At 60.4% G+C, this 24323-nt stretch carries 21 protein-coding genes and 4 pseudogenes; 3 read left to right on the forward strand and 22 right to left on the reverse strand.

Features of this window, described 5'->3' with window-relative positions; genetic code table 11:
- Positions 1-2 precede the first annotated feature (2 nt).
- A complete protein-coding gene (gene bioB, locus B7Y64_RS13260; RefSeq protein ID WP_291329094.1) occupies positions 3-1037 on the reverse strand; it encodes a biotin synthase BioB in 1035 nt (344 codons plus the stop codon).
- Positions 1034-1228, reverse strand: a pseudogene (locus B7Y64_RS13265) (hypothetical protein); the annotation flags it as partial. The pseudogene B7Y64_RS13265 and the gene bioB, both read right to left, overlap by 4 nt.
- A gap of 162 nt (positions 1229-1390) precedes the next feature.
- Here B7Y64_RS13265 and B7Y64_RS13270 point away from each other — a divergent pair.
- Positions 1391-1759 (forward strand): annotated as a pseudogene (locus B7Y64_RS13270) (AraC family transcriptional regulator ligand-binding domain-containing protein); the annotation flags it as partial.
- A gap of 17 nt (positions 1760-1776) precedes the next feature.
- Here the strand turns inward: B7Y64_RS13270 and B7Y64_RS13275 are convergent.
- The 10 genes and pseudogenes from B7Y64_RS13275 to B7Y64_RS13320 form a co-directional block, all read right to left on the reverse strand.
- Positions 1777-3732: a relaxase/mobilization nuclease and DUF3363 domain-containing protein gene (locus B7Y64_RS13275; protein WP_291329096.1), complete on the reverse strand. Its 1956-nt coding sequence runs from the start codon at positions 3730-3732 to the stop codon at positions 1777-1779.
- Positions 3733-4062: 330 nt separating this feature from the next.
- Positions 4063-4575 (reverse strand): S26 family signal peptidase, encoded by a 513-nt coding sequence (locus tag B7Y64_RS13280; protein WP_291329098.1) that lies wholly within the window; start codon positions 4573-4575, stop codon positions 4063-4065.
- Complete coding sequence (locus B7Y64_RS13285) at positions 4572-5090, reverse strand: DUF2840 domain-containing protein (RefSeq protein ID WP_291329130.1); 519 nt, start codon at positions 5088-5090, stop codon at positions 4572-4574. The genes B7Y64_RS13280 and B7Y64_RS13285 overlap by 4 nt, the downstream gene beginning before the upstream one ends.
- Complete coding sequence (locus tag B7Y64_RS13290; RefSeq protein WP_291329100.1) at positions 5090-5353, reverse strand: chromosome partitioning protein ParB; 264 nt, start codon at positions 5351-5353, stop codon at positions 5090-5092. Before B7Y64_RS13290 ends, B7Y64_RS13285 begins: the two co-directional genes overlap by 1 nt.
- A complete protein-coding gene (gene parA / locus B7Y64_RS13295) occupies positions 5350-5985 on the reverse strand; it encodes a ParA family partition ATPase (RefSeq protein ID WP_291329102.1) in 636 nt (211 codons plus the stop codon). Before parA ends, B7Y64_RS13290 begins: the two co-directional genes overlap by 4 nt.
- Before the next feature lie 346 nt (positions 5986-6331).
- Positions 6332-7108: pseudogene (locus tag B7Y64_RS13300) on the reverse strand (replication initiator protein A); the annotation flags it as partial.
- A gap of 44 nt (positions 7109-7152) precedes the next feature.
- A complete protein-coding gene (locus B7Y64_RS13305) occupies positions 7153-7440 on the reverse strand; it encodes a helix-turn-helix domain-containing protein (protein WP_291329104.1) in 288 nt (95 codons plus the stop codon).
- Between the two features lie 92 nt (positions 7441-7532).
- Positions 7533-8048: a DUF2285 domain-containing protein gene (locus tag B7Y64_RS13310; RefSeq protein WP_291329105.1), complete on the reverse strand. Its 516-nt coding sequence runs from the start codon at positions 8046-8048 to the stop codon at positions 7533-7535.
- 49 nt (positions 8049-8097) lie between these two features.
- Entirely contained in the window at positions 8098-8343 is a 246-nt protein-coding gene (locus B7Y64_RS13315; protein WP_291329106.1) for a DUF6499 domain-containing protein, read from the reverse strand.
- A gap of 116 nt (positions 8344-8459) precedes the next feature.
- Positions 8460-8801, reverse strand: a complete 342-nt coding sequence (locus tag B7Y64_RS13320; RefSeq protein ID WP_291329107.1) for a DUF2958 domain-containing protein — start codon at positions 8799-8801, stop codon at positions 8460-8462.
- A 149-nt stretch (positions 8802-8950) separates the two neighbouring features.
- On the opposite strand from B7Y64_RS13320, the gene B7Y64_RS13325 reads away from it, so the two are divergent.
- Complete coding sequence (locus B7Y64_RS13325; RefSeq protein ID WP_291329109.1) at positions 8951-9259, forward strand: helix-turn-helix transcriptional regulator; 309 nt, start codon at positions 8951-8953, stop codon at positions 9257-9259.
- Positions 9260-9271: 12 nt separating this feature from the next.
- Here the strand turns inward: B7Y64_RS13325 and B7Y64_RS13330 are convergent.
- The 9 genes and pseudogenes from B7Y64_RS13330 to radC form a co-directional block, all read right to left on the reverse strand.
- Positions 9272-9376: pseudogene (locus B7Y64_RS13330) on the reverse strand (DUF2958 domain-containing protein); the annotation flags it as partial.
- A gap of 46 nt (positions 9377-9422) precedes the next feature.
- Positions 9423-11630, reverse strand: a complete 2208-nt coding sequence (locus B7Y64_RS13335; RefSeq protein ID WP_291329111.1) for a hypothetical protein — start codon at positions 11628-11630, stop codon at positions 9423-9425.
- On the reverse strand, positions 11627-12769 hold the full coding sequence (locus tag B7Y64_RS13340) for a hypothetical protein (protein WP_291329112.1): 1143 nt from the start codon (positions 12767-12769) through the stop codon (positions 11627-11629). The genes B7Y64_RS13335 and B7Y64_RS13340 overlap by 4 nt, the downstream gene beginning before the upstream one ends.
- 35 nt (positions 12770-12804) lie before the next feature.
- Positions 12805-13206 (reverse strand): pyrophosphatase, encoded by a 402-nt coding sequence (locus B7Y64_RS13345; protein WP_291329114.1) that lies wholly within the window; start codon positions 13204-13206, stop codon positions 12805-12807.
- Positions 13207-13921: 715 nt separating this feature from the next.
- The gene (locus B7Y64_RS13350) at positions 13922-14227 is read right to left on the reverse strand and encodes a DUF736 domain-containing protein (protein ID WP_291329116.1); all 306 of its coding nucleotides are present in this window, start codon (positions 14225-14227) and stop codon (positions 13922-13924) included.
- Positions 14228-14791: 564 nt separating this feature from the next.
- On the reverse strand, positions 14792-15319 hold the full coding sequence (locus tag B7Y64_RS13355) for a hotdog domain-containing protein (protein WP_291329117.1): 528 nt from the start codon (positions 15317-15319) through the stop codon (positions 14792-14794).
- 286 nt (positions 15320-15605) lie between these two features.
- On the reverse strand, positions 15606-17609 hold the full coding sequence (locus B7Y64_RS13360; RefSeq protein ID WP_291329119.1) for a ParB/RepB/Spo0J family partition protein: 2004 nt from the start codon (positions 17607-17609) through the stop codon (positions 15606-15608).
- 873 nt (positions 17610-18482) lie between these two features.
- Complete coding sequence (locus tag B7Y64_RS13365; RefSeq protein WP_291329121.1) at positions 18483-19310, reverse strand: DUF932 domain-containing protein; 828 nt, start codon at positions 19308-19310, stop codon at positions 18483-18485.
- Positions 19311-19887: 577 nt separating this feature from the next.
- On the reverse strand, positions 19888-20409 hold the full coding sequence (gene radC, locus B7Y64_RS13370) for a DNA repair protein RadC (protein WP_291329122.1): 522 nt from the start codon (positions 20407-20409) through the stop codon (positions 19888-19890).
- 419 nt (positions 20410-20828) lie between these two features.
- Here radC and B7Y64_RS13375 point away from each other — a divergent pair, with 419 nt between their 5' ends.
- Entirely contained in the window at positions 20829-23474 is a 2646-nt protein-coding gene (locus B7Y64_RS13375; RefSeq protein WP_291329123.1) for an AAA family ATPase, read from the forward strand.
- Positions 23475-23496: 22 nt separating this feature from the next.
- Here B7Y64_RS13375 and B7Y64_RS13380 read toward each other — a convergent pair.
- Positions 23497-24323: bacteriophage abortive infection AbiH family protein (locus tag B7Y64_RS13380; RefSeq protein WP_291329125.1), on the reverse strand; the 827-nt coding region annotated here is incomplete at its 5' end.

The following is a 24323-nucleotide window of genomic DNA, read 5'->3' on the forward strand; positions in this document are numbered from 1 at the left end:
GCTCAATGTGCTTCGCTGCGTGGCGCAGGCCGCTGTCCTTGCGCCGTCAATCCGAGGCGCTCAAACAACTGACGGTCCCGATCGGCTTGCGGGTTGCTGGTAGTGAGCAACCGGTCGCCATAAAAAATCGAATTGGCCCCGGCTGCAAAGCACAGGGCCTGCAAGGCTTCATCCATCTGCTCACGTCCAGCCGACAGGCGAACCATGGTGCGTGGCATGGTGATGCGTGCCACGGCAATCGTGCGAACGAATTCAAACGGATCCAGGGGTTCGGTGTTGGCCAGTGGCGTGCCCGCCACCGCCACCAGGTTATTGATGGGTACCGACTCGGGGTAGGGATCGAGGTTGGCCAACTGCGCAATCAGACCAGCCCGCTGGAGCCGCGACTCCCCCATTCCAACAATGCCGCCACAGCACACGTTGATGCCGGCCTCACGCACATGGCTCAGCGTGTCAAGGCGATCCTGATACGTGCGGGTAGTGATGATTTTTTCGTAGAACTCGGGCGCGCTGTCCAGGTTATGGTTGTAATAGTCCAGCCCGGCCTGCTTCAGGGCCAGGGCCTGCTCGGCTTGGAGCATGCCCAGCGTCATGCAGGTCTCCAGGCCAAGGGCACGCACTTCTCGCACCATCTCAGTCACGCGCGCCATGTCACGCTCTTTGGGGCTGCGCCAGGCGGCGCCCATACAAAAGCGGGTCGCACCCTGGTCTTTGGCCGCCTGTGCCGCTTCCACGACTTCGGCCAGTGGCATCAGCTTGCTGGCTTCCAGGCCGGTGTCGAAATGTGACGATTGCGGACAGTAGCCACAATCCTCTGCACAACCACCGGTCTTGATCGACAGCAGGGTTGATAGCTGCACTTCGTTGACATCAAAGTGTTCGCGGTGTACCTGCTGCGCGCGAAACAGCAAGTCCATGAAGGGCAGCGCATACAAGGCTTCTACAGCCTGAACTGGCCAACGTTGGTGAAATTTTGGCGTCTCTTCGGGCGCCGGTGGACGCAGGAAGGAAACGGGAACCATGGTCACGGTGGTCATACGGTGTCTTTCAGAAGGAAGCCAGGAAGGGTTGCTGTAAAAGCGCTGTACAAGGCCGCATCGTTCAGATGGGTGCCGACGCTACGCTTGGGCGGCTCGCTGACCTTCAAGGTCTTAATGCGCGGCGTCACGTCCACGCCAAGATTTTCCGGCTTGAAGATTTCTACCCAGCATGAGGGGGCTTTCAAAAGGAACCAAACAGCGGCATAAGAAAGAAACCCATGTAGAGCCATTGTGCGCAAAGCATAGAAGGACAGATGCATGCATAACGGACACATTGGTAGCAAATCATGCCAACTTTTCAATCAAACTTAAACTTACAGACATTCGAAAAAAGCCTGAAATGACTCGTCATGCAAACTCCAGGCCTTGCTCAAGTAATTCTTATAGTAGCTAATATTGAAGCCTACTCCCGCTCGAGTCAAAGCCCTCAGAAGCCATTTGACTTGGCACAAATTTCGCCGAATCTATCGCTTCATATGGCATCTCGCATCACGATCACGCAGGTGAAATGCATCTCCGGTGCCGCGATGAAGGAACTGGACGACGAAGCCTTGGACTGGTTCAGTCGGAACCTGCCCTGGGGCAGCTACGGCATGCTGGCGCGCGCCTCAGTCTGCGCGCCCAGTCTGGGCGTGGCCTTGAAGCGCTGGTGCCGCCACCATGGGTTGATTGCCGATGACATCACCCTGAAGCTGATCGTATCGGATGACACCGCCACGCCGTGAAGGACATGCGCTCAACGTCCATGCTGCCTTCCCATATTCCAAGTAACCGATGACACTCGTACGATAGCCGATACTTGTTGACCCAGCCGCTGCTCAACCACAGGCCTCCACGGCACCAGACTGAACCCCGTGCCATCGTCGAGCATCGCGAATCGACCGCTGGCGAGTTGAACTGAGCGGCGATAAATGCCGTTTACACTCTCGCCATCGCAAATTGGTCGGTGGATCAGCCCGGTCTGGTGCTGGATAGCTTTTCCCACCTCGGCCAGTTCTCGGTCACGCAGGGTGGACAGCAAATTGCGCGCTAAAACCACATGCGGTCCACGCCTCTCGGCCAAACCCTGCTCGACAAGGAAGCCAATCCGTTCTTGCAATGCGCCATACACCTGGGCACCAAAACCCCGTGGCGGGAAATCATTGGTATTGCCCACCATTTGGTGGTCCAACCACGTCGAGCCCTGAGCACGCACTTGCTGCGCAATAGACAGGTGCGAGCGCAATTCGATGGTTACTCCTGCAGCCCGCTGCGCATCATGCGCTTGAACGCGCGACAAGAAGTCAGGCGGCACGCGCCAAACACCGTCGGCCATGCGCTCCACGGCCCCCGAGCGGCGCAGCGCTTCAAGTCGACGCACATGAACATCCACCGCCGTTTGCGGATCTAGGACTCCTTCTTGTCGAAGCCGCACAAGATGGTCAACACTGCGGTAGAGCCCCTCGCGCACGATACCCGCGATATTGTGGTCCACCGCCCGCTCCCCTCCAGCCGCCTTCACCTCCACGATACCCCCCAACGGCAGTGCCGCCAAGTCGGCACCAATCGGAAGCTTCACGTAGTGCGCCCGACCATCAATGCCATCAACCACCAGATAGCCCCGGTCGTTGAGCTCGTCCGCCAGGCCCTTGGCGGCGATGCGGCCGATGACAATTGCTGCCGATCCCGTTTCCAGTACCACCTCCCGCTGCTGCCCCTTCAACGCCTTGTGGATCGTGCGCACAATGTCGCCACGCTCGCCCATGACGGTCAGCGCCTCTTCCATGCTAGGGGATAGCCGCCAGTGGTTCGCGTCGATGCGTTCGGCCAGTGCCATCGCCTCCAGCCGCTGCAGCCGGGCACGAAGAAAGGTCTGGCGCTGTCGGTCCGTGGGTTGCTGAGTCAAGTCCACGATATCCACGGCGGCCTGCCGCAACAGCGCCCGGTCCAAGCTAGTCAGCCGCTCTTGTTCCACCTCCCGTATCAACTCCTGCCGTATTTCCAGTTCAGTACGTGGCCCCAGCCATTCGGTCGCCAGTTCGCTGGCCCTCATGCGCATACCGTGCGCCATGTAGTCCGGCGCAATCACCAGGTCCTGGCCCGTTCCTCTCCCTTCCCCGGCACGCCCACGCAGCACAATGTGTGTGTGCGGGTTATCCGTATCCCAATGATCAACCGCCACCCAGTCCAGCCGGGTTTCAAGGTCGGTAGCCATGCGCTGCATGAACTCGCTCGTGTAGCCGCGCAGGTCTTCCAGCTCCCCGGAATCCTCCACCGAGACGATGAAGCGGAACTGGTGGCGGTCACCCTTGCCGCGCTCCTCGAAGGCCTTGAGGTCAGCCATGTCGGTTTCCGCGCCGTAGGCCTGACCACGCTGGCCGTCACGCGTCACTCCATCGCGCTCGATGTAACGCAAGTGCGTTGAAACAGATTTAGCCCCAGCCTTCTTCAACACCACATAGCGGGACTTGATGACCACGCGTCGGGCAGTTACCGCCAGCGTGTGGCCTGCCCTGCCCGCTGCAACGCGCCCCCGACCGAAAGTCGATGCAGGACGGGCAGCGTGCGCGCCAGAAGCTTTCGCACCGGACTTGGAGACCTGCTTCAGAACCTGCGAGACGAAGCGCTGCGCCCGTTGTCCATTTCCCTCACCGGCACGCCCATTGGGCGCTCCTGGCTTGACCTTAAAACGATCATCGTCACGTGTGACCATGGCACAAGCTCCAGCGCAATGCAGCGAAACGTATCGAAGACGGCACGCCGCCAAGCGCGATGCCCAGCGGGTTTTCGCTCCACGACAGCACACAGGCTGCAAGCCGCCGTGCCGCGCCCAACCCACGTGCAGACTGGCTTTGCGGCCGGGCACGTGCCGGCCCTTTTATCTTGCCCTCTCTCTTCACCGGTCCCTGAAGCCTCCGACTTCCTGCCCGGCTCCGAGTCCACGCCAGCCGCATGCGGTGCTTGCAGCGCTGCCAAACAGGCAGCGCCAGTGCAGCCCACGCTGCACGCTGGCGGCAAGACATCTGCACGACAGAAGGTGTGTTCATGGCGTACTCCACGTCCAAATCGGCTGCGCACGGCCAATCACATCCGATGCACGGATGGGGCCAAAGTAACGACTGTCGAACGACGCCGGATTGGTATTGCTTAAGAGAAACAGCTCACCGTGCGCCAGACCTCGGCACTGCTGCCAGGCAGACAGTGGACGGCCATGCCCGTCGGCACCCATCACGGTAGCCACCGCCACGTTGTCGATGCGCAGCGATGCGCCATCAACGCACACCCACTGCGGAGCCACAGCACCAATGCGCTTGAGCAAGGGAATGCCAGCTGGCAGATAGCCGCGCTGCGCCGCCAGCGCTGCTGCCTGTGCCGGAAGTCGGGCCAGCACGATGCTGCCAACCTGCAGCGAGTCTGCAGGCCCGATGCGGTACCAGCCGCGCGGCACGCTGTAGCTGGGGTTGTAGACCAGATGCACACGGTTTGGGATAGCCAGTGGCATGAGCAGCGCCGCCAGACCAATATCCATACAGAGAATCACAACGGCCCGCTTCATTGCAGCGCTCCGCGCGCAATGTGCGCCGCATGCCGCCCGGGTGTGTACTCAGGCAGCGGCTGGCGTGCGGCCAGTCGGTTGCCAACCGTGCGCCAATACGTCACGGCAACTGCACAAGGATCAATGCCCGAAGCCTCGATATTGTCGATAGCGGTCAACACCGCCTTGACCTGCAGCTCGCCATCGGCACGCAGCAGGATGCGCGCGCCCGGTACCACGCCAGCGATGCGCTGTGCGCCATCGAATGGCATGGGAGCCTGCAGCACCATCAACTGCCAGAGCGCCGTCCCGTAGTCATTTGCAATCCACTTCACCCGACAACAGACCGCGCCGGGTTCGAACACCGCAACACGTCGCCAGCGGTTCAGAACGGTCTCGCGCACTGGCTTGCCAAAGCGAAGCCACACGTTCACCCGTTGATCAACAAAGGCAAGGGAGACCTGCATCGGTATTGGCCTGTGCGCTGGCAATTCAGCCCGCACCGTTTGCACGACTGCTTGCACGTTCGGCTGCATCATGGCCTCCCTTCCGGAAACTCACGCTCCAGCAGTTCACGCAACATCTCAACAGCAGTGATGCCGCGCTTGAATGCCACGACCTTGATGCGCCCACGCAGCACAGGCGTGACGTCAATGGTGAGCCGTGCGGTGTAGACCGATGCCTTTGCGCTTGCCATCACCGAATCAACCTGCTGCACCCAGGCCGAGGCCGGGTCGGCACCGGGCCTGCGGCCAATCGGTGCCCGTCGCTGCGAATTGGATGGCTGTGGTTTGGTCATCCCAGCATCTCCCGCACCGCCTGCGCCAGCGCCGCGATCTCACGCGCGGCTGCGCAGTTCGGGGCCACCTCAAACGCCAGTCGGCCCGCAGCCACGCTGTCGGCAAACACGATGCGCTGTGAAACTTCCACCTGTAGCGCCGGAAACGGCTGATCGGCCAGCGCGGCACGTGCCTCGCGCCCAATCACCGTGCCCACGACGCGCCGGTTGACCACAAAGGCCGCGCGCAGCTGCGGCCGGAACACCCGCGCCTCGGTAATCAGTTGCACCATCTCATGACTCGCCCACACGTCGTAGGCACTGGGCTGTACCGGAATCAACACCAGGTCGGCGGCCAGCAGCGCGGAGCGCGCGAGTGCCGCGACCCGAGGTGGCCCATCAATCACGACGAAATCAGCCTGCAAGGCAATCTGCGGCGCTTCCTGGTGCAAAGAGTCCCGCGCCAAGCCAAACACGCCGTACAGGCGACCGTGACCGCTTTGCGCACGTCGCTGCGCCCAGTCCAAGGCTGACCCCTGCGGATCGGCATCCAGCAGCGTCACGTGCTGCCCCTGCATGGCGAACTCCCCAGCGAGGTGCGTGGCCAGCGTGGTCTTGCCTGCCCCGCCCTTCTGGTTGAGCAGAGCGATCACTTTGCCGGGCTGTTTTTCTGCTTCGGTTTCTGCCCCTGATAAACGGTTTTCTGGAGCTTCGAATGAAGCACTGCCCGTTTTTTGAGCAGCGGTGTTTCCTCTTTTATCCATAGTTATGTCTTTAGTTAGATTAGTTAAGGAGGCCCGATTCCGTTGCTGGGCGTGGGCTGGCGGCCGATGCGCACGTGTGATTACCCGTGTCGTTTGCGGGCGATTCCCCGAATGTCGTGCGGGTGATTCCCGAGTCCGGACACAGCTTGTTCACCGACTTGTCAACAGTGCCTGTGGATAAGTCGGACTGACGTGGAACTGACCAGCAGCGGAACCGGAGCCATTCGGTGCCGCCCACGTGCTCAAGGGAGAGCCAGTAACCTGGCAGCGACTGCCGGTGTACCAGCCGCCGCAACTGAACGGCAAAGTCGGCATAGCGCTGCAAGCTGCCTGACTTCAAATGAAGGTGACGCAGGTTGAAGCGCCAGCCCTCTACCTGTCGGCCCCCATGCTTGCGCACCAACCGGTACAGCCAGCGCTCGAAGCCACCGGTAAGACGAAAGTAAGCGGGGTCCAAGGTCAAGACCAAGGCATCGTCCATCACACCGGCATAAAACCAGTCAGCCAGGATCAGCTCAATGCCATAGGCTCGGCCTCGGGCACCGGGCAGTTCCTTCCACTCGTTGATCCAGGAGAAGCGGTGCATGCGCCGCCCGGCGGGCTGGCGGATCGACGTTGCCACCGTGGTGGATTGCAGCCGGTCCAGTGCCGCCTTGAGCATCAGGTAGTCCTTGAAGCCGGTGCCGCGCTGTACAAAGGTGAGGATTTCATGCGGCGTCGCGGCCATGAGGCGCGAAGTACGCAAGCCCTGGTCTCGCGCTTGCACGAGTTGGCTGGCAGCCCAGATCAGCACATCAGCATCCCTGATCGTGGCAATCCCATGTTCCGGCACACCTTCAACCGTCAAGCTCACCCCACCGGCCTCGAAACGGATCGGCACCACCCTGCGGGACTTGGCCAGAGAGAAGAACGGGTAGGCCATCAGGTCCTGCGCATCGCGCGGGGCCATGTCGCCACCCGGCAGTGCGCGAAACAGCATCAGCTGTTCGCGTTCACTCAAGGGCTTGACCATGGCTACAACGCTGTTTGTGAATCTGACACTGAATCAACCCGGAATCAGCGCACCGTGGCCCGCTGAGGGCTTCCGGGATCGGAGGTCATGCCGTAGGCACGGCCATCGGCCCAGGTACGCAGATCACCGACTGCGTAGAGCACACGCGCACCGAACTTCCGGTAACGCGGGCCGCCACCTAGCACGCGCTGCTTCTCCAAGGTGCGCGGCGAGAGACGCAGAAAGGCTGCGGCCTCGTCATTGGTCAGAAACTCGGGATTGCCGGGTGCAGCAGCAGACGGTGGCGCAGCCGCAGGTAAGGGACGCAAAGGCAGGGAATTCGCAGTTGCCATGAAGGACTCCATCGACAGTCATCGCCTGGCAGCGAAATGCCGCCAGATGGAGGGAGTCTCAGGAAAGCCTGGCTAACTGCGAAGGGAGATACTCAGTGCGCGGGTTCGTCTCCGGGGGCACTGCGGGGGACATCGATGTGATGCTGGCGTACACCAGCCAAGGCCAGATAGCCACCTCGCATCAAACCCTCGGCACGGGTCAGGAGATGGCGAACCTGCGCGCGTAACTCACTATCGGCTGTCCAGCGCTTGCGCACGGCATCAACGCCGAACAGTGCGCCGGCAATATCGCGATGGTGAGCGCCGGCCTGCGATGCATCGAGCGCCTGAAGGGCGTGCAGATGCAGCAGAGAAGCACGCGTGACTTTCTTTGCCGCCACAGGAGGCCATTGGCCCTGGATGGCATTGGCCTGTGCCTGGTACCCCGTCAATCGCGTGCGCAGGTGGGTATCGAGAGGCACGGTCAAGCCATAGGCTACACCGGTCTCCAGTGCAGTGGCCAGTGAGGCCCGCAATCGGTTCGATCCGTGTTCCGCCTTGATGTTCAGTTGCGAGCCTGCATGCGACAGGTACTTGCGACCGGGAATCTTCCAGAGGTCGAAGGTCAAACTAGCGGTTGAATCGTGCGTGAAAGCCGCACGTACATGCAGCAGTGCGTCAGCCGCTGCGGTCCAGAGCGGGCGTGCCTGGCGCGCATCGAGCCGTGGGTCTTCGGCAACTCTGCAACCCCCAGCGGCGCGCTGACGCGCGGTGTTGCCCAAGGAGCCAGTTGGCTTGGTAGCCGGTGTGGCGCCTCAGATACTCCCAGGCGAGTGCTGGACCGTCCAGGTCCAGCGTATAGAGGTAAGCAGCCGCAGCACGCCAGGGCGTGGACAAGTCGGCAGGGTCGTGATGGATCGTCATTGCGATGGCTCCCTTTGGAATTTGCGGGAGGATGCCACGGATCTCATCGGTGCGTGTAACCATTAAAGTCACACGCAACAACTCTTGGGGCTCAACACAAACAATCACCCCAATGGTCAGTCGTTGATTGAGCCATCCCGTATCGCCTCGGCCGCATAAGCCGACAGCGACTGGCGTGGCTTGAAATGCGGATCGGCAACGATGCGCATGCCCCGCGGCCCGTGTACACCTTCCAATGCAGACAGGCTTACAGCTCCCAGCTCCGGGAAACCGGTTCCTGCATCGCATAGCCCATAGGCCTGGTCCCCATCTGCATCCAGGCTCACCAGCAGCCAGACGGCACCGGCATCCAGTGTGTGAAGCTTGACGACAGGATAAGGATCGATGGCTTCGCCGCGCGCACGGGCTGCGCCGTTGGCCAGCATTTGTGAGCGCTGCAACTCAGTGAGGAAGGTCATGGAGCATCCGTAAGATCATTTACAGAAATTTACCGTTTTTAGAACCGCCCTGAATATTCCCCACTTTACTCCAGCGGAAGTTTGCGTTCAAGGCAAAAGAGTTAAATATAACGTGGTTTAAATTATTCTAAACGCCGACGCTCCTGTCCATGCAAAAGCGTGGAATCCAGCGAGGAAGACCGACAGGGGCGACAACCTTTGAAGCTGCCCCTGCGCAAGCGTTCGGCGCCGCAGTGCGGGCAGTTAGAACTGAAGACGGCATTGCCCAGGAAACGCTGGCGCATCTGGCGGGCATCGAACGCTCCCACATGGGCAAGATCGAGCGTGGCGAGCATATGCCCACGCTGGCCCTGGTGTTCAAGATCGCCCGGGCGCTGGGCCGCAGTGCTGGTGAACTGATGCTGGAGACGGAAGCCAGGCTTCCGATGGAATGGCATCAACCGCCGACCGGCAGTTGATGCCTGCGGCGTCTACGCCACGATGCGTCCCGCCAACCGGGCTTCACGCGCATAAGCGCGGATCGGCTTCGAGACCGTGAAGTGCAGGTTCCGCTCCACCAGAAGCCCAAGTCGGCCCAGTTCAGCTTGGCGGACACACAGACCAACGACGAGCACACTCCTCTCAGATCAGCAAACAAATAAAGCCAAGAAGAGCGCTCGGCGCACTTGAAAGGAGTTCGACGGCCTTCTGCTGCAACTCTTTCCGGTCATCAGCCATCAACTTAAGGTGACCGCAAGCAAGGGCCGCAGCGAACTCGATCGACGCCGCGCCATATGGGTGAGCGTTGCGTGAAAAAACCTTTAGCAAGAACTCCTTCATCAGACGACTCAAGTGAGGGCTCGATGAGTAGTCCAGTTCGGAAGGGTGCGCTGCGCGCAATACACACGCCTGCAGAAGGTTATCGTTGTACCGCAGGAAGTTCTCAGGTGACAGTACGACCGATTCGTAGCCGGTGGGCTTCAGCTGATTCGCGGGAACGTTCAAGTCCCGGGCTGCTTGAAGTACCGAAGCGACTGTTAGGTAGGTCGCGCTCACTGGGACTTGGTGCAGCCGCCCGTCAAACGCATCACCGAAGAAGAGAAACCCCTCTGACAACCCGAGTGCTGTGCCGCTGCTTGTTGGCAAAAAGCCTTTGAACGCGCCTTGGACGAGCTGTACTGCTAGGTCGACTGACTCGGTGAGAATTTTGGGGCTGACTCCTGTGACGACCGGCGTCTGCACCTGCGCCCGCGTCGCGAGTTCACTTAAGTCCTGCCAAGCGTTGGTCGTACCGTCTGACCCGATTGGTAAGACCAGCCATGCTGAGAAACCGTAGTCACGAGGACTTGTGTTCTTAACAAGAAACTGCTGTAGGCGCAGCCATGTCTCTTCGCTTTGTGGCAGCCCCACGCCGGCGAGAAAATGACGAGGCACGTCGGGCGCAATGAACTCTCGAAGGTCACGGCTTATTTCCCGCAATAGCCCGCCATCACCTGCTACGGCTTGCACGACCAGAACACCTTGCGCCTGCGCTAAAGTGTCCGTGGTGAGGTTGGAGTAAGCCGTAACCACCGGCCGGTTCGGACAGCCCTTCGCAGCATGGAGTTTTTCTGCCGCGGCTTCTGAAAGCGCCTTTGAGCCATCGTCATCTGCGTAAATAACGTGGTCGATGGCGACCGACACTCGCCAGTCAATCTCATCCTTCAACCAGTCAAGGAGCTTTTGGTTTCGCCCTGCTGCGTTGCTCTCGAAGCACACCAAGCGCGATGCCGCCCCACCGGCCGGCTGCTCATTCAATCCGAGGAGTCCCCCGATACCGAACTGCTTCAAAAACTCCCCGAGACGTCTTGGGAAATGTGGTTGCCCAAGGGTTACGGCTCGTGGAGGCTTTGCCTTCGAGGAGAAGTGCTCACCGAAAAGCTCAATCTGGGTCTCCGTTCCATCAGCTAGTTGCTTTCGGTACGAGATGTCTACATCATCAAGCGCAATCATGACCGTGCCGTTGCGGCCAGCCGCCGTTGTGTCAATCAGCGTCAGAAGCCGGTCTTCCACGAACCCCTGCTCCTTGTGCAGCTTATGGGCCATTCCGCCACTAGTGGAGGCCGAAATAATCAACGCGTAGGGCTCAGTCGGAGGCGAGAGCTCCGAAAGCTCAGTGTATGAATGGAAGCTATGAATGGTCGCTTTGCTACCGGCATAAATCAACGCTTCACGCACGAGCGAGTAGATGCCCATGGTGTCAATGTAGACGACAGATAGTCCTGCGTCAGCCAGCGGCTTCAGCGCCCGGCAAAGGCATCTCCCGACAAAGGCTAGTTCCGCCTCGCTGGTCGCGAGCTCTCGCGCTTGGATGAACAGTTTGTTCACCGTCTTGGACGGATGCTTGAAAACGTGCCCTGCCGGTGCAATCTGAACCACCGGGTTGGTGCTTATGAGCGCGTGGAGTCCTTGCTGAATGAATGAGTCAATGGGAAGGTCAAACGATGCTGCCGAGCCCCCAGCGCCGAGCATGTTTGCGATGCTGAGGCCTAAGACAGCGTCCCATGTCACGAAGTAGTAGCTCTTGACGAACTGAACGCCTTTGCGGAAACCCCGCTGCTCAAAGACCTGTCGCTGGGCATTCCAGGTTGCCCAGTACTGGTGAAGTGTACTGAGACTGGCCGCATCCGCGATAATGACCACGCAATCGGGTAGCGTCTCAAGTCCGCGTAGCGACGCCTCCAGTTCATCGAAGAACTCAAGGGCACTGACGTTGCGCTTGGTGTCGACGAAGACGCATAGGGCATCTATCTCGTACCCCGACCTTTTGCAGGCGCCGCGCGCGGTGTACGAGTACGCTTTGCGCATCATCTTCTGATGGGGATAAGAAGCGAAATCACAGCTCCTGCAGCTGGAGCAAGCGGCTTATTCGTCCAGTCCGCAAAGTCGAACACATCTCGTTCATCGCCTGGAGTGAAAGCGTTGAACACGCTTAGCCTGCCGGAGCGGATGCAAATCAGTCCACCGACCTCCCGGAGCTCCTCCAAGACGTCCGGCAGCCCGTTGCCAGAACCGGCCTCCCGCTTGGTGGAGGCGTTCTTCTGCAGGGAATCCAATAGGGCCTTGCGCTCGTCTGCCAGTGAGAGCTCCTCTACCAGCTTGCCCGTTGCACGACTCGCGAACCCGGGTCCGGTATCGAAGAAGCTGAGCTGCAGGCAGCGCAGAGCTGTCCCCTGGCCATCTCGAACAGGAACGCGCTCTCGTTGCCAGAACTCCTGTAATCGGGGGTGTCCTTCAAAGTCCGACCTGTAGGATTCTTCACGCATTTGCTGCCAACTCATAATCAGGCCCTCGGCGTGCTCAAGGTAGGGCTGGTTTCGGTGGTCGCTTGTTGCATGCTCTTGCGTGTTCTTCAGAAGCTCGCTGGCAAAAACCGCACATGCTTTGATGAAAGACTTCGGTATCAGCTCCGCATCAGCCTTGGCGACGAATTCGCTGAGCGCGGTCAGCACGAGAAACATGCCTTCCTTACGCTTAACTGCGTGCTTGTTTCGCACACCGAACAGCGGTCGCAAATACTGAACCTTGGAGCCACTGACACACGTGAAGTCCATCGTCCGCCCCTTGATGATGCGACTCCACAGCATCTGATCAGAATAGCCCATCTTCTCTGAGGCGGGCTCAAGCGCATCCCGCCTGCGAATGTGCTGGTCACCGACCACTACGCCGTCGCACAAGCGGAGTGCCGTGATTCCAGGGGCGTAGTCGCAAAGCTCCTCAAGAACCGATCGAACCGAGTTGGCACTGTGAAAGTGCAGCTGGCGCTCACGAGCGAGGCGCGCCCAGGTGACGAGTAGCTGGAGCCTCGCGGCGTCGTGCAGTGCGCCCTTGCGCCGGCTCGCAAAGTCCTTATTCAACTGCAAAGGAGCGCCGCCGCTCGCGACAATTCGATGCATCGAATCCTCGATGCCGTCGAGGGTCGAGATATCGGGCAGGACGAGCGGGTCCATCAATGGCGCCTGGAAGCTAATGCGTGTTTGTGTCGTCAGAAACCATCTTTTAGCGACTTGCCAAGAAGCTCTCGAATTTTCGGTTCCGGCTTCCAGTAGCTTGGGCCCTTCAGGAACTTGCCATTCTGGTCGTAGATGGGGTTCCCGTCGGCTCCAAGCTTGCTCTCGTTGCTGTCCATGATGATGTCAAGGACCTCTTCGAGAGGCAGCCCATACTTGAGGGCCTCTGAGCGGCAGTACACGATAATGTCGCCCAGCAAGTCGGCGATGGCCACAGCAACGTCTAACGCGGAAGCGCCGGAGCCAGCCATCGCCACGATGTCATCAACCTCGTGTACTTCGTCCATTAGCGTGGCCTTGAACTTCACCAGGCGGTCCGCTACATCGTCTGGAACGGTCGGCGTGTCATGCGCCGCCAGCCGGTACATCGCGTTCATTGCTGCAATACGTTCGTGGAATGGCCGAGTCATACGGAGTCCTGGGTTGGCTATTGGAGAGGGGCACTTTGACACAGGATGCTTGACATCCCTGAATTTTCTAAGCATACAACACCCAATCGTCCGAAATCTCCGACTGAAGGGCAACCACCGTGCCTTGAATGGGTGCTAGCGCAGAAAATCGTGGCACCGTTGCAGCCGGACCAATCAGCACAATGGCGCGGCTACTCTACAGGCCGATCAGGCACCGCCTGTTCGGCGGACTTGCAGAGGCGCCAAGCACCGCGCGGCGGGGACGGGCTGATAGCCGGTCCCCTGGAGGGCGAGCGAAGCGCGCAGGCGTCAGGGATGAAAGCCCGAAGGGGCGAGACACCATCGGTGGCTCGATGCGCAGCACGACAGCGCGACCCGGCAAAGCCGGGAGAAGCACAGAAATCCGTGGAACCTGCAATGCATCTTTACTAAAACCTCAGAAGCACGAAACCACCTTCACGCATCTGCGTAAACCCACAGAACCGTACATTCGTAAAAGCGGCTTTGTGCCCATGCACGAATCCGGATTTACTTGACTGTGTGAAGCCGTACATCCGTGCATCCGTAAACCCGTCAATCAGCAAAACAAGCCAAACGTAAAAAAGCCCGCGACATACGGCGGGCCACTCACTTGCTGGCGCTCGTAAACGCCCCGCCGCAAGGCGGGGCGTCAGGGTGACGTTCAATCGCCCTTGCTGCGCGACCAGATCAGGTTGTGCGTACCGTCCTCGGCTTCCACCAGACGGGCATAAATGGTCGCCGGGAACGACGGATCATCCAGGGTCGCCGACAGGTAAGGCCGATCCGCTTTGCTGACTTTCTTCCATGCCGCACCGATCTCGAAAGTGCCCGCGACGATGCGATAGTCCGGGGCATTGTCGCTCTCCTTGGTGTTGGGAACGAATTTGACCTTGACATTGAGCGTCAGGGTGCGAACGCTGCCGGTGAAGCTGTTGCCTTGTGCGGTGAAGTTGCCGATGTTTGACATGATGAAGTCCTTTAGAAGTTAACCAGGTCGCAACCATTGCGGCCTTGGCGTGATCCGATGGGCGCGGGTCCGGGCGCGCTGCACCGCAGAGCAAAGCGATGAGGCCGCAACGCAGTGAAGGACCGGTAGGCCCAAAGAATTTGTTTCGCGAGGAAGGCGCGCAGCGACGGGGAAATTGTTTGGGCCGGACGGTTGCAGCGAACAAGCCCGAGGCGAAGCCGTGCCTGCGCCAGGATTCACGACAAATACAAGGCCGCTGTGGTGCGATCCTGACCCTAAAGGACGCATGGCCCAGGCACCATCACCGTGAAGACGTATTCCGGCATGTACCCAGACGCAGTCCAGGTCAGTCCCCCAGCAACAAGGATGAATGCCCCACCGCATTGGTGCCGGCTGGACCAGATCGGTCTCGGCGTGGTCAGTTTGGGCCTGGTGGACGGCCTGTTGGAGACCCGCCGTCGTTCGTGGCGATCTGCCCGCCAAAATGGAGAACGGTCAACATTGCATAACCTGGCGCAGCAAAGGCAAACATGCTCTGATGCCCCGCCTTGCGGCGGGGCGTGTTCAGGAAGTTTCGGGTTCCTGGGCGCTGGAAGTCAAAACGCGCGCGGCACACCTGCCGCGCGCGCCGTCAACAAAATCCCCAGCAGGGCTGACCACAAGCGCCCCAACTTTCTCAGCGATTCGAGACTCCATCGACGCCCGCTGTGCCGCCACCAGCGTGACGGAACTCTCACAAACGACCTCGTGGGCATCAGACGCTTGAACGCAAAACGTCGCGCTCCGCTCTCCAAGGCGCTCAACCCATCCTCTCAACTTCAGCGACGATCCCGGCGGGATCGGCCCCTTATGCTCCATCTGGATGGTCCGACCCACCACGACTTCAGTGGCAGCGTCCACGTGCAGCTGCATCTCACGGATGCAAATGGATTCGACCACGGCGACCAGATACCCGGTCGCCAGGCATTCGATCAACCTTTCTGCATAGTCGCTTCCATGCGGGAGCCTGGAAAACAATGCCCGTGCCGTCTGCTCGGGCGGCACGCTGTAGGTTTCTTCAAAGAATATTTCACTGACGCCTTGATGGTTCATGGGAATTTGGGGGAAAGGTTGTCGAAGTGCATCCGTTCCGGGCAACCCAGCACAAAGCGGGGTGGCCGAAACGGTGCTCGATCCTCGTGCGGATGAACCGCACGGCCAACCCAATCAGGCGTTCTCCAGCGTAGCTGGCTGGATGCCCCGGCCTATGGCGATTGCCCAACCGGGGCAACGCTGGAGGTCTGTTGAGGGGTGTGGGCTGTTGGAAGTTAAAACGCGCGCGGCATACCTGCCGCGCGCGCCGCGCAAAACACCCCGGCGACTCGCCGGGGCATCCTGCTTACTCGGTTTGCGCCTCTTCCGCATTCCCTGCTTCGGGCTCCACCTGTACTTCGGGCACGGGTGCCCGCAACATCACCGGCAACCAACCGGTGCCCACTGCCAGCCGCCCTGCCTCGCCGGCCAGCTCGTTCTTCTTGAGCGTGAGCAAGCGCGCCGCCTGTTCCGGTGCGAACACTTGTACCGCCTCAATGGTCTTGGCTTTGGAGACATGGGCAAAGTAACCTTCGGCGGTCGGAGTCCACCACGCATGCATGTCCAGCCCCACGGCTTGCGCCAATGCAGCGGCGGGCATTGCATCTTCTCGCGGCGTCACCGCGCCGACCGTCACAGCCACGCACACCGCCAGCAGTGACAGCAGTTCTTCCTGCGGCAATGCCAGCAATTCCACAAACAGGGCTGCCGGGTCTTCGGGCAGGCGTTCCGCCCATGCTTGGCGGGCTTCCCGCATTTGGACCGCAGCAGGCGAGTGCGCCACGTCCGGGGCATACGCATCGAGCCCATCCTGCGGGGATGCGCTGATGTTGATCACCGAATCACCTGAGCCGTAGCCATTGATCACCACGCGCAAGGCAAAACGGTGTACCACGGCCACCAGCGCCACCTGGGGATGGCGGGCGACCTCGGCTTGCAGCGCCGCCGTACGGTGCGCACTCAAGCGCCGCGCAAGCTTCTCGGAAATGCGGGGCAGGGTTGGTGTCTGTGCTCCGCCTTCAGCATCGCCGCCGCCTCTGTTCTGTTTGTCTTGCCCTTCCTGCGCCCGCAGTGCCTTGGCTTCGGCTTCGCGCAACAGGCCGCGATGGATGGCGATTTCGCCCGCATGATCGACGGTCACGATCACCCCGGCCACTGCCCGTGCTTCCAGTGCGAACACCAGCAGGGTTTGCTCAATGGCTTCGATTTCCGCCCCGAGCTTGTCGTTTTCTTCGTAAAGTGCGGATGTTTCCTCTTCAGCCATGTCCTCGGCATCGTCCGCATTGAGCTTGTCGTCAATGGCTTGTTGCCGTGCTTGCAGCTTGGCGATACGTTTGGCTTCCGTCTTGTTCGGCGTGCGCCGGTCACGGCGGGCACGCTGGAACCCGTGCAGTTCCGCTGACGTGATGCGTGGCACGGCTTCAACCCATGCCCAGCCGTCCAGGCGGGCAGTCTCGGCAGTGGCGGCAAGTTTGTCGCGTGCCAGCGTCTCCAGCAATGCTGCGTCTGTCAGGAACACCCCGCGCGAGTCGTCCGAAAACAGGTCACGCCGCACCCCACCGCCTGCGGCCTCGTAGGCCTCAATACCGACAAAGCGCGCCAACGCATCGCGGGTGGCATCAATTTCGCGTTCCGTGAGGTGTTCCCGCAAGGCTTGCGGGTTGCGCCGCCATTCTGGTACGTCATAGAACGCCGCTTCCTGTGCCGTGTGGTCATCTGTGATCGCCAGTGCCATCAATTGGTCGAGCGTCACGGCATCAGCCCGGTAGTCCGCCAGCAGGCGCGGCGAGACATTCGCCAGCTTCAAACGCCGCTGCACCACCAAAGGCGTGACTCCGAAATCAGCGGCAATGTCTTCGATGGGTCGGCCCTCGGCCACCAAAGCAGCAAAAGCTTCAAACTGCTCACCGGGGTGCATCGCTTCCCGCTGGACGTTCTCGGTCAGGCTCACGGTACGCGCCGACGCATCCGGCACCAGCAGACAAGGCACGTCATGCGCCTTGTCAATCTTGTGCCGCTTCGCCAGCAGCTTCAATGCCGCCAGCCGTCGTTTGCCTGCAACGACTTCGTAATGTTCACCATCACTGGAGGCAGTGACGGTCAGGTTTTGCAGCAGACCCACGCGGGCGATACTGGAGGCCAGTTCGGGAATCGACGCGCCGCCGCTTTGGCGCACGTTGCGGCTGGAAGGCCATAACTGTGACAACGGAATTAGCAGCAGGCGGTAATTCGCCGTAACGATGGCTTCGACGACAGGGGTCGTGACTGCCGCTTGCAAGGCTTGGGTTTCTTGAAGGGTAACTGTGTTCATGGTGATAGCTCCTGTCCCTGACGGGACGTTGATGACAAAAAGAATAAAAAATGCAAAAAGAAAACAAACAAAACTTCGGTATCGATTCACGGTGTCAATGTCTGCATGCGCATTCCTTCCAAGGTTTTGAAAGCTGACCGGGTTCCAAGATTCGGAGCCCGTTGTTGCCTCCGGTTTGGCCGGCGTAGCGATCTGGGCCGATCGTTGCCGCCGTACTTCCTGAGTTCATCGCCCGCGAAAAACCGGCCGACACGGCCAGCCCATCAAGGAAACAAGCGCAGGGGGTGGGGCGGCCCGCAGCAAAGCGAGGACACGGCCCTGCGCGCCTTGAGGGGCTGGCCGTGTCGGCTAAGGTCGCGGGAATAGCGATGAAGGAAGGCAGTACGGCAAGCAGGGCAACGCCATCGCTGCGACGGTCAAACGCCGCGCGGCGAGCGCACCCTGCGTGCCACAGGCACGCCTGGCTGGAGGTGAACAAAGCGCCAGCGCGACATGACTGCCGTGCACAGGCCGATCAGGCACCGCCTGTTCGGCGGACTTCCGGGGCGCCAAGCCAGCGCGGCGGGGTGGGCTGCAAGCCGACCCCTGGAGGGCAAACGCAGTGCGCAGCGTCAATCACCCGATAGGCATATCAGGCTGCTCAACGCGAAGCGTCGAACATCCATCGATCAGATGCCCAAAGTCAGGGATGGCGAAGTCATGCAGCCATCAGGCAGTCGGTAACCGACTGCCCGCCGCGCCGCCCAGACTGCCAAGGCTGGGCGGCGCGGCCGCGTGGCATGGCCACCCGCAGCCGCTTTACCCCGAAATGAGAAAGGGGCGAAAACAGCCAAGAAGAAAGAAGAGGAAGAAGGGGCAAAGCCCCCTCGCCTGTCAACCCTTGAGCCGCTTCATCTCTTCGGCCAGTATCCAGAGTGCCCGGTTGACCTTGACGTTCTGGTCAATACCCTGGATGGCGCGGGTGTGGCTCCTGCGTCCGTTGGTCGTGCGTGCAGGCAATCCCCCTTGAACCAGGTTTTCTTGCACGCGGTTGAAGGTGCTCCACAGGTCGGGGCGGTCGTCGCCCAGTCGTCGGGGTTGCAGCAATTGCGCTTCCGTGATGGGTGCGGGCTTGACCGGGTCATCGTATTTGAGTGACAAGGCGGCGCGAGCGAATACTTCGGATTCGCCATGCTCCAGCGTGATGGCGGCCATGCCTTCCCGGCGTTCGCGCACCAGCTCGAAGCCGTCCAGCACGTCGTAGGCTCCTGCGATCACTTTGCCGATCACATCGCCTTTGTGCGGGATGCGCAGGTCGGCCACGGTGTCGCCGCACACCAGCCCGTTGCTGCAGACGAAGCGAAACATCCCGGCCAGCATCTGGTAACTGCTGGTGCCGTCGTGCGAGTTCAGCAAAATGATTTCGTTGGCCTCGGCGCCGTTGATCTGGTTGGCATGGCGCAATCGCAGCATATGCTTGGTGTGTTCACGCTTGCCGGTGTCGCGTACACGGGTCTGGCACACCATGAACGGCTGAAAGCCTTCTTTGCGCAGGGCACCCAACACCTCCCCCGTCGGGATGTAGGTGTAGCGCTCGGATCGGCTCTGGTGCTTGGCCTCCGCATAGATGGCGGGAGCTACCCGATAAATCTGCTCATCCGATAGCGGATAGTCGGCACGTAAGAGAGGGGTCGTATTTGCGAAACGGGAACTGAGTTGCATGGTATTTCTCCAGAAGTTGCAAGTTGTGGTTTCAAAGCTGACCGGATTCCAAGATTTGGAGCCCGGTGTGGCTTTGGTGGGTTCGGCGCAGTAACCTGGGCTGGTTCCTGTTGCCGCCGTCTTTCCTGAGTTCATCGCCCGCGAAGACACGGGCCAGCGAGGGACTGGCCGTCAAGGAAACAAGCACAGGGTGGGTGCGGCCCACAGCGCAGCGAGGACACGGCCCTGCGCGCCTTGACGGACAGGCACTGCGGGCTACGGTCGCGGGATCAGTGATGAAGGAGAGGGAAAGACGGATGACCGGACAACGGCCACAAAGACCAGAGAGGCGCTGGACCCACGCCGCGCGGCGAGCGCCCCTGCGTGCCAAGGGCACGCCTGGCTGGAGGTGAGCAAAGCGCAAGCGCGAAATGAACATGGTGCACCGGCCGATCCGGCACTGCCTGTTCGGCGGGCTTGCGGGGCGCCAAGCCAGCGCGGCGAGGTGGGCGCAAGCCGACCCCTGGAGGCAAGCGCAGCGCGCAGTCTTTCCCCTGCACCACGGACGAAGCAAAAAAGGGGGCAACGCCCCCTTGCGTCACATCAGCCCGCGCTCGGCCATGGACAGGATGTCGTTGCCCGCCACGATCAGGTGATCCAGCACCCGCACGTCCACCAGCGACAGTGCCGCCTTCAACGTCTGTGTCAGGTGTTCGTCGGCCCGGGACGGCTGGGTCGAACCACTGGGATGGTTATGCACCAGCAACAAGGCAGCCGAGTTGCGCATCATGGATTCCCTGACCACCTCGCGCGGATAGACCGATGTCTGGCTCACAGTACCGCGAAACATCTCGACGTATTCGATGACGCGGTTCTGCGTATCCAGATGCACCACCGCGAACACCTCATGCTCCAGCGTCCCCAGCTTGACCCGCAAGAAGTCGCGCACCGCCTGCGGCGATGCCAGCACGTCACTGCCCCGCACCCGGCTCAGCAACACCTGCTGTGCGGCCTGCAGCACCTCGTCGGCATCAACCTGCCGGTAGTCGCCCGCAACGTCACGGACGAGAAGGACAGAAGAATTTGAAGAATCGAAGGAAGAAAAGAGATCGTGCGACATGGTCAGCTCCGTGCATCGGGCGGGATTGCCCGAGACCGGAAACAGCACGGCGCAGCGCAGTTGTCACAGGTTCAAAGACGGCCGCCAGGACGCAAGCGCAAGCATTGCGCGCAGACCTTGACAGCGAGAACGCCGTGGTACGGTGAAGGGAACAGCAAGCCAGCCCCACACACACCGCAAATCTCCCTCGGCAAGCGCAGCGCGCAGACCCATCGGGCCGGAGGCGTGAGGGATCAAAGCCGAATGGCCGCGACTCGTTACGAGGCGCGGGGCAACGCCCAAGAGCCCGACGGCGCTATCGCGCCGGGACGCATAATGTTTCTATCTTCAGCCACGAATATTGCTGTAAGCAAATTCGACGATCAGATATTGAGTACGTCGGGAAGAAATAAAACAATGCCAACAAGTGGAGGAACCCCATGTCGATACTGCAGGAAATACTGGTTTGGACACAGGGGTTGCCCCTGTGGCAAAGTGATGCCGTGGCGCGCTTGCTGGTCAGGCAGACTTTGACGGCGGAAGACCAAGACGATCTTTTCGCGCTGCTCAAGGCCACGCATGGCATTTCCGATCCCAAGGACCGCAAGCCCAAACCCCTCACGGCAGACCAAATCCCAGCACAGGTAAAGGCGACGACGCACGTCGAGCTGCGTGCCATGAAGAACATGCGGCACGTCAACGCAATTGCCGAAAACCAGCACCTGCCGTTCGGCGCTTCCGGAATGACCGTCATCTACGGCGACAACGGCTCGGGGAAGTCGGGATACTCGCGTGTGCTCAAACGCGCTTGCCGTGCTCGCGACCAGATGGAAGCAATCCATCCCAACGCCAACCTGCCGACAGGCAAGACAGGCGCTCCAGAGGCCGCCTTCGAGATTGCCGTTAACGGCGTTGCCATGGATGTGCACTGGACCCAAGGCAAGGCAACGCCTCCCGAGTTGTCATCGCTCGCGATCTTCGACTCGCGTTGCGCGCGCGCTTACCTTGATAGCGAAGACGATTTTTCCTACGTCCCTTACGGGCTCGATGTGTTTGAGGGACTGGCGAAGGTCTGCAAGCAGTTGAAGACCTTAATCGAGACGGAGCATTCACAGTCCGCCGCCGACCTCACGGCGTTCGTGCCCTTGCAGGGCGATACGCCCGTCGGAAAGCTGATCGGGTCGCTGTCCGCCAGGACGACAAAGGCCCAGATCGACGCGCTGGCTACGCTGACGCCGGAAGAACTCGCCCAGCATGCGGCGCTGGATAAAAGCCTGAAAGAGAACAACCCGAAAGAGAAAGCCACTCAATTGCGCCTGCGCGCCCGCCGTGTCGCGGCCATCGCGACGAATGCAACCACCAAGGGTGCGCTTGTAGATCAGGCTGCGGTCGCCAAGCTGCGTGGCCTGGCAGATGCCTATCGTACGGCGAAGGCTGCGGCCGCGCTCGCAGCCAAGCAGTTCAAGGAAGGTGAGAACCTGCTGCCCGGTACCGGCGGCGAGGCGTGGCGCGAGCTGTTCGATGCCGCCCGCAAGTTTGCGGTCGAATCTCACCCGGACAAGGCATTCCCCGACTTGGGCGCGGACGTGCCTTGCCCACTGTGCCAACAGCCACTCGCCAAAGGCGCCGCACGCCTGCTGCGCTTTGAGGCGTTCATCCAGGAGGAAGCGGAGAAAACCTCCCAAGCGCGTCGCATTGCCCTGTACGCCGAATACAAACCATTTATCGCGCACGTCCTGACGTTGAATCTCGACGACGTGACCCATGGTGAGATTGAAATTCTGGATCCGCAACTCGCCGCCGATACAAAAGCCTTCGAACCGGCGGTCGCCGCTCGCCGGGAAGCCATCAAGGCGGCTGTGATTTCACACCAGTGGGACGGTACCGATCAGGCTTTGTCGAACCCAGCGGCGCGGCTCCAAGCGCTGACCGACAAACTGAATGCCGAAGCCGAAACCCTGGAGAAGGCATCAGACGAGAAGGCCCGCGCCGCACTTCAAAAGCAGTTCGGCGAACTTGATGCACGGGTGCGACTGAGTCAGGTCAAGGATGCGGTGGTCACAGCGGTGAGACGGCTCATCCATCAGGCCAGGCTCGCGCAATGCCTGTTGGCCATCAAGACCAATGCCATTTCGCTGAAGGCATCGGAGCTGGCCGAAAAAGTGGTCTCCAAAGAACTGGCCGATGCGCTCAACCGCGAATTCAAGGCACTGGGCGTCGGTACGCTTCGCGTTTCACTCCAGAGCCGCTCTGACAGAGGCAAGGCCTTGCATAAGCTGAAACTGGAACTGCCGCAGAGCCGCCGTCCTGCCGATATCCTGAGCGAGGGCGAGCAGCGCGCGGTCGCTATTGGCTCTTTCCTGGCCGAAGTCGGGCTGAGCGGCGGCAAGGACGGCATTGTTTTCGACGACCCGGTGTCGTCGCTCGATCATCGTCGCCGCGAACGCGTGGCAAAGCGCCTGGCGGTCGAAGCTGCACAGCGCCAGGTCATCGTGTTCACCCATGACATTTATTTCCTTTGTCTCCTGGCAGAGGAAGCAAAGCTGGCTGGCGTGCCGGTTGCCACGCAGAGCCTGATCCGCCGTGCCGAGGGGTTCGGGGTTGCCGATCCAGACCTGCCGTTCGAGGGCAAGAATGCCAGCAAGCGAATCGGCGCCTTGAAGGCCCAGCACCAAGCCATCGCCAAGCTATACAAGGATGGCGAAGAGCAGGAGCACCGCAAGCAAACCATCGAGGCCTATTTTCGATTGCGCATGACGTGGGAGCGTGCGGTCGAAGAAGTGCTGCTGCGCGAGGTCATCCTGCGATTCCGTAAAGGCGTGGAAACACAACGACTTGCCGGGGTCGTGGTCGAAGACGACGACTATGCCCAAGTGAATGCTGGCATGACAAAATGCTCAAACTATGCGCACGACAAGGCGTTCGTGGGTGGTATCGCAGTCCCCGAGCCCGACGAATTGCTCGCCGACATCATGGCATTGGAAACCTGGCGCGCGCAAATCGACAAGCGCAGCGGAGAAACAGCCAAGAAGCGCAAAGCAGGACCAACTGCTGCTGTGCCTGCAACAGCAGCAGCTACGCCATAAGCTGTAACCTGATGGGCATTGTCTACATCTCATCCCATGATGTCGGAAAAATTCGTGTAGCGTCCACACCCAGTTCTTGAAGTCGATCCTGTTTGTCGGACCCGTCCGAAGCAGAGCGGCACGCGATGCTCCAGCACGCGCGTGAAACGCTGGGCACAGTGAGAAGAGCTTTGAAATACGGCTCATCGACATCGGACAGTGAGTGCCCCAACACCCACACTTCCTGAATATCAAACAACCCATCGAAAAACTGGCGATTCCTTTGGATCAACTGATCGGAGGGTTTGAACGTGGCGGCAAAATAGGTGTCGAGGATGTGGTTCGCTTCCATCAACCTCGTATCAATCTCTTCGATGTCTTCACGATCGTTCAGCGACTTTCTTGTCTGAGGATTCCAAGCGTGCCCCAAGATCAGATCGTCGTCTTCCAAGTCGGCGCAGCCATGGATGTGCAGCACATGTGCGTCTGGCACGGCGTATCCCTCGCGGAGGGTTCCGGTGTAGTTGAACGTCAGAAAAATGCCATTGGCATCGATTGACTGAAGTCGCTTCCCTGCACTGGAACGAGTCGGAATGACGAGCTGGCGTATCCATTTGCCAAACTGATTTCTGAGCATCACCGATAGTCGCTCTACGACCCTTTCGACTTCATATTGAAAGTCGTGATGGTACGCATCGCTCCAGTCATCGGCAGCATACGAAACCATGAAGTCCCCCAGGTCCTTGATGATGCTGTCCACATCGATCGAAGTGCGTATTCCGGCGATCGTGACCGCTGATTCCGGTCGATCGTGACCGGTTGCGCAGCGTGCAAGAGTTGCGCTGCGCAAATTGTATTGCGGGAGTTGCG

This window comes from Acidovorax sp. 35-64-16, assembly GCF_002281195.1.
Taxonomy (GTDB): Bacteria; Pseudomonadota; Gammaproteobacteria; order Burkholderiales; family Burkholderiaceae_C; genus Acidovorax; species Acidovorax defluvii.